Source organism: Anaerostipes sp., assembly GCF_018381315.1.
Lineage (GTDB): Bacteria > Bacillota > Clostridia > Lachnospirales > Lachnospiraceae > Anaerostipes.
The window spans coordinates 139,808-152,755 of record NZ_JAGZSD010000006.1; the positions used below are offsets into that span (position 1 = coordinate 139,808).

At 41.9% G+C, this 12,948-nt stretch carries 13 protein-coding genes; 10 read left to right on the forward strand and 3 right to left on the reverse strand.

Annotated elements, in window-relative coordinates; genetic code table 11:
• Positions 1-14: 14 nt before the first annotated feature.
• The 9 genes from hxlA (at position 15) to KH180_RS07005 (ending at position 9,822) form a co-directional block, all read left to right on the forward strand.
• On the forward strand, positions 15-641 hold the full coding sequence (gene hxlA, locus KH180_RS06965) for a 3-hexulose-6-phosphate synthase (RefSeq protein WP_290758317.1): 627 nt from the start codon (positions 15-17) through the stop codon (positions 639-641).
• Between the two features lie 19 nt (positions 642-660).
• Positions 661-1,218: a 6-phospho-3-hexuloisomerase gene (hxlB, locus tag KH180_RS06970; RefSeq protein WP_290758319.1), complete on the forward strand. Its 558-nt coding sequence runs from the start codon at positions 661-663 to the stop codon at positions 1,216-1,218.
• 25 nt (positions 1,219-1,243) lie between these two features.
• Positions 1,244-2,452 carry an iron-containing alcohol dehydrogenase gene (locus KH180_RS06975; protein WP_290758322.1) on the forward strand — a complete coding sequence of 403 codons (1,209 nt, stop codon included), beginning with the start codon at positions 1,244-1,246 and terminating at the stop codon, positions 2,450-2,452.
• 149 nt (positions 2,453-2,601) lie between these two features.
• A complete protein-coding gene (locus tag KH180_RS06980) occupies positions 2,602-3,453 on the forward strand; it encodes a hypothetical protein (protein WP_290758325.1) in 852 nt (283 codons plus the stop codon).
• Between the two features lie 336 nt (positions 3,454-3,789).
• Positions 3,790-5,307: a flotillin family protein gene (locus tag KH180_RS06985; RefSeq protein ID WP_290758328.1), complete on the forward strand. Its 1,518-nt coding sequence runs from the start codon at positions 3,790-3,792 to the stop codon at positions 5,305-5,307.
• A gap of 214 nt (positions 5,308-5,521) precedes the next feature.
• Entirely contained in the window at positions 5,522-6,220 is a 699-nt protein-coding gene (locus KH180_RS06990) for a response regulator transcription factor (RefSeq protein WP_290758329.1), read from the forward strand.
• Entirely contained in the window at positions 6,217-7,254 is a 1,038-nt protein-coding gene (locus KH180_RS06995; protein ID WP_290758331.1) for a sensor histidine kinase, read from the forward strand. Before KH180_RS06990 ends, KH180_RS06995 begins: the two co-directional genes overlap by 4 nt.
• A gap of 73 nt (positions 7,255-7,327) precedes the next feature.
• On the forward strand, positions 7,328-8,014 hold the full coding sequence (locus KH180_RS07000) for an ABC transporter ATP-binding protein (protein WP_290758333.1): 687 nt from the start codon (positions 7,328-7,330) through the stop codon (positions 8,012-8,014).
• Positions 8,011-9,822: an ABC transporter permease gene (locus KH180_RS07005; protein WP_290758336.1), complete on the forward strand. Its 1,812-nt coding sequence runs from the start codon at positions 8,011-8,013 to the stop codon at positions 9,820-9,822. The genes KH180_RS07000 and KH180_RS07005 overlap by 4 nt, the downstream gene beginning before the upstream one ends.
• Positions 9,823-10,006: 184 nt before the next feature.
• Here KH180_RS07005 and KH180_RS07010 read toward each other — a convergent pair whose 3' ends face one another.
• A complete protein-coding gene (locus KH180_RS07010) occupies positions 10,007-10,183 on the reverse strand; it encodes a DUF1540 domain-containing protein (protein WP_290758338.1) in 177 nt (58 codons plus the stop codon).
• A 233-nt stretch (positions 10,184-10,416) separates the two neighbouring features.
• Between KH180_RS07010 and KH180_RS07015 the strand changes: the two genes are divergently transcribed.
• Positions 10,417-11,910, forward strand: a complete 1,494-nt coding sequence (locus tag KH180_RS07015) for a L,D-transpeptidase family protein (RefSeq protein WP_290758340.1) — start codon at positions 10,417-10,419, stop codon at positions 11,908-11,910.
• 6 nt (positions 11,911-11,916) lie between these two features.
• Here the strand turns inward: KH180_RS07015 and truA are convergent, their stop codons facing one another.
• Both truA and KH180_RS07025 read right to left on the reverse strand, forming a co-directional pair.
• On the reverse strand, positions 11,917-12,663 hold the full coding sequence (gene truA / locus KH180_RS07020) for a tRNA pseudouridine(38-40) synthase TruA (protein ID WP_290758343.1): 747 nt from the start codon (positions 12,661-12,663) through the stop codon (positions 11,917-11,919).
• 84 nt (positions 12,664-12,747) lie between these two features.
• On the reverse strand, positions 12,748-12,948 hold a 201-nt coding region (locus KH180_RS07025; RefSeq protein WP_290758346.1), incomplete at its 5' end, for a hypothetical protein.

Sequence of the window (12,948 nt, forward strand, 5' to 3'; positions counted from 1 at the left end):
AGGAGGAATAGAAAATGAAATTACAGCTGGCATTAGATGAAATGAATCTTGTGGACGCCCTGCGTTTTGCGGATAAAGTCGCAGAACATGTGGACATTATTGAAGTGGGGACACCGTTTGTCATGGACGAGGGAATGCGGGGGGTGCGTGAATTCCACCGTTTCTTTCCGGAAAAAGAGATCCTTGCAGATTTAAAGATTATGGACGGTGGTTACCTGGAGGCAAGTTATGCCTATGAAGCAGGGGCAGCGTATGCCACAATCCTTGGAGTTTCCGACAATCTGACAATAGAGGGGGCTTTAAAAGCTGCCAGAGCTTATGACAGAAAGCTGGTGGTAGATATGATCTGTGTAGAAGATCTTCCGTCAAGAATCACAAAGATGGAGGAAATCGGAGTAGATATTCTTGCAGTACATACCGGAGCCGATCAGCAGGCAGCAGGAAGAGAGCCGATTCAGGACTTAGAAGTCATGACAGCAAATGCAAAGAAATCTCAGATTGCCGTTGCGGGAGGAATCAACAGCAAAACGATTGCAAAATATGTGGCATTAAAACCGGATATCGTCATCGTAGGATCCGCCATCGGACATGCTGACGACCCGGTTGCTGAAGCAAAAGCAATTCAAGATGCCTTATTATAATTCAGGAGGAAAAGAGAACATGAGTGAGTGTAAAAATGTTTTTTCCATTTTAAATGAATTGATGGAAAATGCAAAAGAGATCCAGAACGAAGATGTGTTGAAGGTAGAAGACTTAATAATGAATGCGAAACGGATTTTTGTGGGAGGAGCAGGCCGTTCCGGCTTTGCAGCCAGAGGATTTTCCAACCGTTTAATGCATTTGGGGTTCCAGGTATATTTTGTAGGAGAACCTACGACGCCAAGTATTCAGGAAGGGGACCTGCTGATCCTGGGTTCAGGATCAGGCAATACAGCCAGCCTGGTTTCCAATGCAAAAACCGCAAAAGCACAGGGAGCAAAGGTAGCTACAATTACCATGTTTCCGGAAAATAAGATTGGTTCCATGGCAGACGCAGCAATCCGCATTCCGGGCGTGACAGAGAAATGTGCAGGCAAAGGAAAAGGAAGTGTCCAGTCTTCAGGATCATCCTTTGAGGAACTGACATGGATTACATATGATGCCATTGTCATGGATTTAATGAGAATCACAAATCAGGGAGATAAGGAATTATTTGCACGTCACGCAAACATGGAATAAGAATACAAAGAAAAGAGGAATTTTTATGAACAATTTTACATTTTTAAGCCCTACCAGATTGGTTGTAGGAAGAGAAGCTGAAAAAGAAACAGGAAAATGGATTAAAGAATACGGCGGAACTACCGTATTAGTGCACCATGACAGCGGGTTTGTAAAACAGAATGGCTTTGTCGATCAAGTGATCAGCATGTTAAAAGAAGACGGATTAAAAGTCGTAGAATTAGGGGGAGTCGTTCCAAATCCTCATTTATCAAAAGTTTATGAGGGGATCGAACTTTGTAAAAAAGAAGGCGTGGATTTTCTGCTTGCTATCGGCGGAGGAAGTGTAATAGATTCAACAAAGGCTATCGCTATGGGTCTTCCTTATGAAGGTGATGTATGGGATTTCTTTATTGAAGAAGATGGAGTTCCGCATGATATTCCGACGAAGAGTACACCGCTTGGAGTCATTCTTACAATTGCTGCCACAGGAAGTGAAGCGTCAAACAGCTGCGTTATTACCAAAGCGGACGAGAATCTGAAGCGTTTTTGTGACAATGATATTAACCGTGCAAAATTTGCCATTGAAAATCCCGAGCTTACAATGACGCTGCCGCCATTCCAGACAGCATGCGGAATTATTGATATCATGTCTCATTCTTTTGAAAGATATTTTACACCGGAAAAAGAAAATGATATTTTGACTGATTATTTATGTGAGGCTATTTTCCATACATGTATGGACTGCGGCCGCATCCTTGTAAAAGATCCAAAGAATTATGAAGCGAGAGCCAGCATTATGGTGGCATCCTCTTTATCACACAACGGCCTGACCGGAATGGGAAGAACCGGAGATTGGGCTTCTCACTTTATTGAGCATGAGTTGTCCGGTGAATACCAGAGTGTTACCCACGGAGCAGGGCTGGCAGTTATCACACCTGCATGGATGAAATATGTGTATAAAGACAACATGGATAAGTTTATAAAATGGGCAACCCGTGTTATGGGCGTTACAATGGACTACAGTGATCCGGAAAGGACTGTGCTGGAAGCGATTGACCGTTTAGAATTGTTCTTCCAGAGCCTTGGAGTTCCTACAAAGTTGAGTGAGGTTCCGGGAGTAGAAGACCTGGATGAAGAAGTCATGGAGCGCATGGCAAAACGTGTGCGCGTTGTCCATGAAGACGGAAGTATCGGATGGGTGCGCCAATTATATACACAGGATATTGTAGAAATATTTAAACTGGCTATGTAACAGTACCAATGATAAAACCCCGCGGAGACAAAGTGCGATGAGCTTTGTCTCCGCGGGGTTTGTGAGTATTTTGAATAAATACAAACATTGCATGTTTCCTTATTCTTCTAATTAAAGTATAATATAAACAGGAAAGGGATGGTGATGAAATGAAAAGATTCAGTTTACGCACTTTACTGACAATCGCACTTATGGCATTTGGCTTATTTTTGTTCTCTCCGGTGGACGTTTCGGCAAAAAATCCAAAAGAGGTAACATTAAAACCTGGGAAAACCTACAAGAAATATGACATTACCGGAGATAAGAAAAAGGATAAAATATTAATAAAATTAACCAGCCACAAGAATAACCCATCAATTAAGATGAAGACGGCAGTTTATGTAAACGGCAGGAAGGTTTATTCAAAAAAGGGATACAGCTATGGCATCACTGCTAAAATCTATACCTTAAAGAATAAAAAGCCGTTTTTGTATCTAAACAGCTGGGCAGACAATGGAGACGGCCCTGTCAATGCGCTGTTTCGCTATAAGTCTAAAAAGCTGAAAAAGGTGATAAATTTTCAGACACTGTTTGGAAGCAAATATGGCACATATGGGACTCATCCCGGCGGATCGGTAGTCAAAGTAAAAGGCAATACAGTGACTGCAAGGTTTGATCTGATGTCCTGGACGATTGGCCCGTCTTCCTATGAATATCAATATAAATATAAAAAAGGAACCCTGAAGCGTACAAGTTCTGCGGGAAAAGTTTATACGTCACTAAACAGCAGCACTGCAACAGCAAAGAAAAATATCAAAGTTTACCGGACGGCAAAGATCAGTTCCTCTTTTACAGTTTTAAAGAAAGGACAGAAAGTACAGTTTATAAAGTCCTATGTAAAAGGCAAACATCACTTTTTAAAGATCAGAATGTCTAATAAAAAGACAGGATGGATAAAAGGCCAAATCAAATACTCTGATTTTGAAAACAGAATGTTTCAGGAGGTGATTTGGGCAGGATGAGACACACTTATCTGTTGAATTCTTCCTGTGTATAGTGTATAATTGCTACATGAGAGAGTGTTTTATTAATTAGGATTGGCTGTATTATTTTATTATGATGCCGGCATTTATGATATTGTTCTAATTGCGGTATAGCCTGCGGGTTATGGCTTATCATTGTGCCATCAGATCATCGGCAATTATACATTACAGATTAACAGAGACGCCCTCAGATGTGTGTCTCTGTTTTTTATCCTTGAGATAAAACTCACTCAATTAGGAAGTTCCAAAACTTTTACTAAGGAGGAGAGAATATGCGTTTGTTCATGTTGAAAGAGTCTGGAAAGGAGAATACATATGGATGATTTATTATTTGATGTGTCGGATTTAATACCTTTTATCATCATTGCGGTGATCATAGCTGTTGTTGTCATTATATTTTTGACTGGTTATGTAAAAGCATCTCCTGACACAGCTCTGATCATTTCAGGAATGAGAAAGAAACCGAGGTTTCTTATTGGTAAGGCAGGAATTAAAATTCCATTTTTTGAAAAGAAAGATGAATTGAGTTTAAGGCTTGTCTCTGTGGATGTCAAAACATCCAGCCCGGTTCCCACAGCAGATTATATTAATATCAATGTAGATTCTGCTGTCAATATTAAAATCGGAAGTTCACAGGAGATGCTGGAAAAAGCATCACAAAACTTCTTAAACTGCGGAATTGATATTATCGGCATGACTGCCCGGGAAGTGCTGGAAGGTAACATGAGGGAAATCATCGGGCAGATGGAGCTTAAGGAGATGGTTTCTGACCGCCAGAAATTTGCAGAGAAGGTAAAAGATAATGCAGTTCCGGATCTGGGGGCTATGGGCCTTGAAATTATCAGTTTCAATGTGCAGAATTTTGTAGATGACAATGAGGTTATCGAAAATCTTGGTATCGACAATATATCAAAGATTAAAAAGTCTGCGGCAATCGCCAGGGCGGAATCTGAAAAAGAAGTTGCAGTTGCACAGGCACAGGCAGATAAAGAAGCTAATGATGCGAGGGTTGCCTCAGAAACAGAGATTGCAATTAAAAATAACCAGCTGGAAATCCGTAAGGCAGAGCTTAAGAAAGAAGCGGATTTAAAGAAAGCAGAAGCAGATGCAATCTATAAAATTGAGGAACAGGAGCAGAGAAAACAGCTGGAAATTGCCAACGCCAATGCAAATATCGCCAAGCAGGAGCGGGAAGTTGAATTAAAGACAAAAGAAGTTGAGGTCAGAGAAAAGGCATTGGATGCCGAAGTCCGTAAAAAAGCGGAGGCTGACCGCTTTGCAAGGGAGCAGGATGCGGAAGCAGAACTTTATGAACGTAAAAAAGATGCGGAAGCAAAAGCCTATGAGGCGGCACAGGAAGCCGATGCATTAAAGGCTACAGCCCAGGCTGCAAGATTCCAGGCAGAGCAGGAAGCCGCCGGTGTACGTGCAAAGGGTGAAGCAGAAGCGACAGCGATTCAGGCAAAAGCATTGGCAGAAGCGGCAGGTATCGAGAAGAAAGCAGAAGCTATGGCCAAAATGGGAGAGGCAGCAATTCTTGAAATGTACTTCAAAGCTTATCCTGAAGTTGCAAAGAGTGTGGCAGAACCTTTATCTAAGGTAGATTCTATCGTGATGTATGGAGAAGGCAATTCAGCAAAATTAACAGAAGATATTGTAAAATCAGTGACTCAGGTAGATCAGGGACTGCAGAAGTCCATGGGAATTGATATTAAGTCCTTATTGGCAGGAGTGATCGGGGGCAAAGTTGCCTCTGTGGGAGTGCAAAAGGAGACGGAACCTGACACTGACAGCAAGATTGAAGAAACCGCTGAGCCAACGGAACAAGAATAAAGCCGTATTTTACACCAGCTCAGACTGTAGATAAAACGGTTCGCAGAATGAATTCTGCGGACCGTTTTGATATTCCGGGTTTTTAAAGGCGGTCCATATGCTGTTTCTTGAGTTTGTCCGGCTGAGCGTATATAATTGAAGGGGCCTGTGACAGGCAGAAAAGTTATTAGAGGATACCCGCATATCTGCAGAAAATAGAGGACGGTGGTAATAAATGAAACGTATTTTCTTTGTCGAAGATGATTTGAGTTTAATCAGTGGTTTATCTTTTGCCATGAAAAAGCAGGGATATGAAATAGACATTGCCCGTACAAGCCTTGAAGCGAAAAGATTATGGATGAACACAGCGTATGATTTAGTGATTCTGGACGTGTCGCTTCCGGATGGTTCCGGCTATGATTTGTGCAGGGAAATCCGTAAAACTTCAAAGGTGCCGATTATGTTTCTTACTGCGGCTGATGAAGAGACGGACATTATAATGGGGCTGGATCTGGGCGGCGATGATTACATAACAAAGCCATTTAAGCTGGCGGTCTTTTTATCCAGAGTAAACGCCCTTCTGCGCAGAAGTGATAATTTTAATCAGGCAGATACCGAATTAAAATCGAATGGTATTAAAGTACAGCTGTTAAAGCAGGAAGTTTCTAAAAATGAGGAACTGCTTGACCTTACCGCCAATGAATATAAGCTGCTGTGTCTGTTTATGGAAAATCCCGATATTGTCCTTTCGCCGGAACAGATCTTAAGCAGGCTGTGGGATTGTGATGAAAATTATATTGACAGCAATACACTCACTGTGTATATCCGCAGGCTGCGTACAAAAATTGAGGATGATCCGGGCAAGCCGGAAAAGATCATAACAGTGCGCCGAATGGGATATAAGTGGAATACGGCTGATCGGAGTGGAAGATGAAGATATTGGTAAACAGGAAAACGAAATCATTGTTCTGCAGGGTGCTGTTCATTTTCACAGTGTTTACCCTGCTTTCTGCTGCGCTTGCAGGCTTGAGGCTTAAAAATGCCGCAGTATGCATTGGAATATGTTCTCTGTGTATGAGCCTTTTGATCCTGCTGCTCCTATACAGGTACTTTCATGAGCAAAATGAAATTATGGAACATGCTGTCATGCAGATTAAAGATTATATTTCCGGCAATCAAAATGCCCGGATTGAATGTTACGACGAGGGCCAGCTGTACAGATTGTTCCATGAAGTAAACTCCTTAGTTTCCATTCTGAACGCACATGCAGAGAATGAAGAAAAAGCCAAGAAGTTTTTGAAGGACACCATATCGGATATTTCCCATCAACTGAAAACACCTCTTGCCGCTCTTAATATCTATAACGGCATCATGCAGGAAGAAGCCGGCGGGCTCTCTGCAATCAAGGAATTTACTGACCTTTCCGAGCAGGAACTTGACAGAATTGAAACGCTGGTACAAAATCTTTTGAAAATAACGAAACTTGACGCTGGAACTATGATTCTGGAGAAGAAGACAGAAAATATGTCTGAAATGATGGACAGTATCAAACAGCATTTTATTTATCGAGCGAAACAGGAAGAAAAGCTCTTATGCCTGTCCGGGGATGATAATGTTGTGTTATCCTGTGACCGCAGCTGGCTGAGCGAGGCAATCAGCAATATAGTAAAAAATGCGTTTGACCATACCGCGGCAGGAAATACAATCAGTGTGGAATGGAAACAATTTGCCTCCATGGTACAAATCATCATTAAGGATAACGGAAGCGGTATCCATAAGGAAGATCTGCACCATATTTTCAAAAGATTTTACCGCAGCCGTTTCTCTAAGGATACACAGGGGATCGGGCTTGGCCTGCCGCTTGCGAAGTTGATCATTGAGGCACATAACGGGACGATCGAGGTTGACAGTGAATTAGGTATCGGAACTGTTTTTACAATCACTTTTTTAATTCCTACAAAATTGTAGGCTTTGTGTCATCTGACAGTAAGGCTGGTATGATACCCTTTCAGTATCAACATAAGAAAGAGGTGATGATCCTGTGAATAATTTATTGGAAGTAAAATCAATTTCTAAAACCTACGGCAGCGGAGAAACTGCTGTACATGCATTAAAGAATGCTAAGTTCTCAGTACCAAAAGGCGAGTTTGTGGCGGTTGTCGGTGAATCCGGATCTGGAAAGAGTACACTTTTAAATATGATCGGTGCACTTGATACCCCTACTTCTGGGAAAGTTTTGATTGACGGAAAAGATATTTTTGCGATGGATGACAGACACTTGACGGTATTCCGGAGGAGGAATATTGGATTTATTTTTCAGAGCTTTAATCTGATACCAGAACTGACCGTTGAGCAGAATATCATATTCCCTGTACTGCTGGACTACCAGAAGCCCGACCAAAAGTATTTAGAAGAACTGCTTACGGTGCTTAACTTGAGGGAACGCCGCAGTCATTTACCAAGTCAGCTGTCCGGCGGACAACAGCAGCGTATCGCAATCGGACGGGCATTGATTACCAGGCCGGCCCTTATCCTTGCAGATGAGCCTACAGGCAATCTGGATATGCAGAACAGCAGCGAAGTCATCGCGCTTCTAAAAGAGGCGTCAAAGAAGTACGAGCAGACTATCATTATGATTACACACAGCCGGAGTATTGCGCAGACTGCAGACAGAGTTCTGCAGGTGTCAGACGGTGTACTGACCGACTTTGGGAGGTGTCGTGAATGAAAAGCTATCTAAGCCTTATTCCGATTTCTTCCAGAGTACATAAACGCCAGAACCGTATGACCCTTTTATGTATTATCTTTGCTGTATTTTTGGTGACGGCAGTTTTCAGCATGGCAGAGATGGGCATCCGGATGGAACAATCAAGACTATTAGATAAACATAATAATCTTTCGCTTCAGGATGTGACAAATAGTGCCATGGGACAATCCATTTATCTGATTGCTGTAGTATTGTTTGTAATGATACTGACCGCGGGAGTTCTGATGGTTTCAAGCAGCATCAACAGCAATGTCGCACAAAGGACAAAGTTTTTTGGAATGATGCGCTGTATTGGAATGAGCAAACAGCAAATTAAACGCTTTGTGCGGCTGGAAGCACTTAATTGGTGTAAAACTGCGGTTCCCACAGGGATTGTACTTGGAATTGCTGTCACATGGGTATTGTGTGCTGTTTTACGTTTCCGCGTCGGCGAAGAATTCTCCCATATTCCCCTTTTTGGCATCAGCGGAATAGGCATCATCAGCGGAGTTATCGTAGGTCTTGTTACCGTTTTGCTTGCCGCAAGATCTCCGGCAAAACGGGCAGCAAAGGTATCCCCTGTTACGGCAGCATCGGGAAATGCAGAGAATACGGACAACAGCCGCCGTGCAGTAAAGCATCAGGTCTTCAGAATTGAAACCACACTTGGCATTCATCACGCAGTATCAGCAAAAAAGAACTTTATTCTTATGATAGGTTCCTTCGCCCTCAGCATTATTCTTTTTTTGAGCTTTTCGGTGCTGATTGATTTTGTTGGCTGTCTTATGCCTCAGTCCTCCAGCACTTCGGATATTGATATCTCAAGCCGTGACGGTTCAAATTCAATCAATCCTGAGATGCTTGACAAAATCAGCGGTATGAAGGGCGTAAAATGTGTTTTCGGACGCAGAAGCTGTTTTCAAGTTCCTGCAGAATTAAAAGATCAGCAGCAGCTTTCTAGGGATGTAGATATTATTTCTTATGATGATTTTGACTTAGACTGTCTGAAAAAAGATCATATGCTGAAAAGAGGCAGTGAACTGTCCAAGGTGTATAAAAACAGCAGGTATGTACTTGCTACTTGGGACAAGGACAGTCCTTTACAGATTGGCAGTAAAATAAAAATAGACAATGAAGAACTTGAAATAGCGGGGTTGCTGAAGCACGACCCATTCAGCAGTAATGGCCTCACAAATGGGAAAATTACACTCATTACTTCCGGCCAAACTTTCTCCCGCATTACCGGCATAACCGACTATTCACTTATCATGATACAGACAGCAAATAACATAACAGATAAAGATGTAACCGCGATCAATGCATTATTAGACAAAAACTATGTATTTAAGGACAGGCGGGATCAACGAACCACAGGAACATATATAGCGTTTGTATCTTGTGTATATATTTTCCTGGCTATCATTACTTTAGTAACGGTATTGAATATTATAAACAGCATTTCCATGAGCGTCTCTGCAAGGATCAAGCAATATGGGGCAATGCGGGCGGTTGGCATGGATGAACACCAGATTATGAAAATGATAGCTGCAGAAGCGTTTACCTATGCAATTTCCGGCTGTATTGCCGGCTGTGCGGCCGGTCTGCTGATCAGCAGGTGGTTATACGGCATCTTGATTACGTCTCATTTTCAATATGCTGTCTGGAGTGTTCCCGTTGTTCCTTTGCTGATTATACTCATACTTGTATTTGCAGCTGCGGCTGCCGCGGTCTGGGCTCCGGCAAAACGGATCCGGAACATATCAGTAACAGAAACAATCAATGAATTGTAAACAGCTTTCTATCTGTTTCATCTTCAGCGGCGGTTTTGAAAATGAAAGCCGCCGCAGTTTTTCTGTACTGTTTATAAGGAAATCTCAACTAAAAAAAGATAGAAGCAGCAGAAATTAAAAAATTAACTTCTGCTGCTTCCCGATTTAAAGGAATAAAGAAAATGAGTTGGCGGATGTCACAATATTAGCATCCGGATTTGTTAGCGAAAGATTCACAATCAGTACATTCTTTTGTTGTCGGATTTGGTTCATGTGTTCCGACTTTGATGGAATCTAATGTGCAGTAATCTGCGCTGCCTGCATGATAGGCACAGTTGTTGATTGTACATTCAATACATTCGTTTTTTCCGTTTACTTTCATAATAAGGCTCCTTTCAATTTTGATACCTCATTATTATCTCCCTAATCGTAAAAAAGGATTCATCTTTTAATTACCGTTAAATGTCAAAAATTAAATAGAGATCAACGTGATGTTACAATTTTTTTAAAGAGAACCCCTATGGTTGACACTAAATAAAATGTTGGTTATCCTTATACATGTCAGGCTGAACACAGGCTTGATAATTGGCTATAATATAAGAACGGGAGAACTATATGAAAAAAATAAAACGAAAATACCTCTATATCATCGGTGCCGTGGCAGCAGCATTGACCGCATCACTGATCGCAGTACATATATATTACAAAGACCGGTGGTATCCCGGAAGCAGCATCAATGGAATGAAAGTATCCGGTATGACCTACGAAGAATCTTTAAACAAAATGAAGGATACCGTAAACCGTTATAAAATTATAATCAAAGGGAGAGATAACGGAAGTTTTACGGTTACAGGAAAGGATGTTGGTTTAAAAATACAGTCTCAAAATTCTATAAAAGAGTTATATAAAAACCAGCATAAAAAAAGCGTTATTTTTTCTTTTACGGATAAGGTTCAGGGTGATCTGAAAGATACAGTCACCTACTCACAAAAATCACTGGACCGTCTCGCAAAGAGATCTGTTCTTGTGACCGGAAATGGCAGCTACAGGCTGGTGAAACCGCAGGATGCATCTATCGTATATTCTGAGAAAGAAAAGTACGGTGTTTTAAAAGAAGAGGTTGAAGGAAACATTTTGGACCAGGAGAAGTTCTTAAAACAGCTGTCGGAAGCTGTGGAAAGTCTCAGCCCAGAGATGGATCTGACAGACAAAAAGGCATATCCCGGAATCTATAAAGAACCGGGACTTAGAAAAGAGGACCCTGAACTTACAAAGATGCAGGAGAAATATAATCAGTACTTACTGCATTGGATTACGTGGGATATGGGAAACAATACAACAGAGACCATATCTCCTGAAGTATTGAAAGGCTGCATTAAGATCAGTACAAAGAAACGCACAGTTAAGCTGGACAAAACCGCAGTATCAGACTGGGTGGAGAAGTTCTGTCTGAAGTATAAGACAGTCGGCATTGCCAGAACCTTTAAGACGCACTCAGGAAAGAAAATAAAAGTTTCAGGCGGTGATTACGGATGGCGGATTGACTATGACAAAGAGATCAGCAGAGTTATGAAACTGCTGAAAAAAGCACCAGAAGACAGTCAGATCAGCGGCTATAAAAAGAATCCTTCAGAGAAGAACCGGGAAGCTATGACTACAAGGCTGAAGCCAATTTATTTTAATAAAGCATACAGGAAGGATTATAAGAATCCTCAGAACGACTGGGATCATAAAAACTACAGCGAAGTGGATCTGTCCGCCCAGGAAGTCTTTGTTTATAAAAACGGCAAGAGAGTATTTTCTGCCAACTGTATTACAGGCAAGCCTACGGCTGACAGAATTACGAGGACTGGGACTTACTATGTGAAAGAAAAACGCCTGACAAAAACATTGGTCGGTGCAGATTACAGCGTTGATACAAAATACTGGGTCAGAATTATGTGGACAGGAACCGGATACCACTGGAGTAAGCGCAGTGACTGGGGCCAGTGGTCGCCGAGCCGATATAAGGTGACAGGTTCCCACGGCTGTGTTAATCTGCAGCTTTCCGATGCAGCGGCTATCTATAAGCTTGTGGAAAGCGGTGATCCGGTATTTATCCATTACTAAAAACTTTTAATATTCTACATCCATAAGAAACAGACCTTGAGGCGGAGCAGTGACGCCGGCGTCTTTCCTGTTTTTTGACTGAAAGACTTCCAGAATTGATTCTGGTTTCCGGGATCCTGCTCCTATTTCTGCCAGTGTACCGGTCAGAATACGTACCATATTGTATAAAAATCCATTGCCGGTGAAGGTGATGCGGATTTCTTTTAAATCCTTTTCGATCACTATAGAGGACAATGTCCGCACGGTTGATTTCTTTGTCTTTTTGATGGAGGAAAATCCTTTGAAATCATGGGTTCCGATACACAAAGCAGCGGCTTTTCTCATCTGTTCAATGTCCAGGGATTCAGAAATATGCCATAAGTATTTTCTTTCAAATACATTGGATATCCCGGGATTGGCAATGCGGTACTGATAGGTTTTTTCTTTGGCGTTGAGACGGCTGTGAAAACGCTCAGAAACTTCATCGGCCATGAGAATCCCAATATCAGACGGCAGATATTTCATAAGGTATTGTTTGATTTCGTGGCAGGAAAGGCTGCAGTCCGTATGAAAGTTGGCTATTTGTCCATAGGCATGAACACCGGCATCTGTCCGCCCGGAACCTATAACCTGCACAGGCTCCCCGGACATTTTTTCCAGCACTGATTCGAGCTTTTCCTGGATCGTATTGGAACCTGAACTTTTTCCAAGCTTCTGCCAGCCCTGATACCGGGTGCCGTCATATTCTATTTTTAAACGAATGTTTCGCTTCATAATTATCTTATACTCCTTCTATACAGGGGATATTTTAGGCTGCTGATGAAACTTATTATAGTAGATTAAAAGGAGAAATACAAATCATGAGTTTTTCTCCACTATCTCCAGTCGGCTCTGGAAAGGCCTCCTTCCGACAGTGAAGAAAAACTTATCGCTTAAAGGTACCTGCTGTTTGATGGGGAGCCTTCTCCAGCAGACATTATGTCCATTTTGACCAGTTCGGAGGCCTTGCATTCGAAGGGATGTTAGTTTTTCTTCTTGAAGCAAAGATTCGGAGGCGGT

Bases quoted from the DNA above. Each gene is read 5' to 3' on its own strand.
- hxlA (WP_290758317.1), top strand. From the start codon at position 15: ATGAAATTACAGCTGGCATTAGATGAAATGAATCTTGTGGACGCCCTG.
- hxlB (WP_290758319.1), top strand. From the start codon at position 661: ATGAGTGAGTGTAAAAATGTTTTTTCCATTTTAAATGAATTGATGGAA.
- KH180_RS06975 (WP_290758322.1), top strand. From the start codon at position 1,244: ATGAACAATTTTACATTTTTAAGCCCTACCAGATTGGTTGTAGGAAGA.
- KH180_RS06980 (WP_290758325.1), top strand. From the start codon at position 2,602: ATGAAAAGATTCAGTTTACGCACTTTACTGACAATCGCACTTATGGCA.
- KH180_RS06985 (WP_290758328.1), top strand. From the start codon at position 3,790: ATGGATGATTTATTATTTGATGTGTCGGATTTAATACCTTTTATCATC.
- KH180_RS06990 (WP_290758329.1), top strand. From the start codon at position 5,522: ATGAAACGTATTTTCTTTGTCGAAGATGATTTGAGTTTAATCAGTGGT.
- KH180_RS06995 (WP_290758331.1), top strand. From the start codon at position 6,217: ATGAAGATATTGGTAAACAGGAAAACGAAATCATTGTTCTGCAGGGTG.
- KH180_RS07005 (WP_290758336.1), top strand. From the start codon at position 8,011: ATGAAAAGCTATCTAAGCCTTATTCCGATTTCTTCCAGAGTACATAAA.
- KH180_RS07010 (WP_290758338.1), bottom strand. From the start codon at position 10,183: ATGAAAGTAAACGGAAAAAACGAATGTATTGAATGTACAATCAACAAC.
- KH180_RS07015 (WP_290758340.1), top strand. From the start codon at position 10,417: ATGAAAAAAATAAAACGAAAATACCTCTATATCATCGGTGCCGTGGCA.
- truA (WP_290758343.1), bottom strand. From the start codon at position 12,663: ATGAAGCGAAACATTCGTTTAAAAATAGAATATGACGGCACCCGGTAT.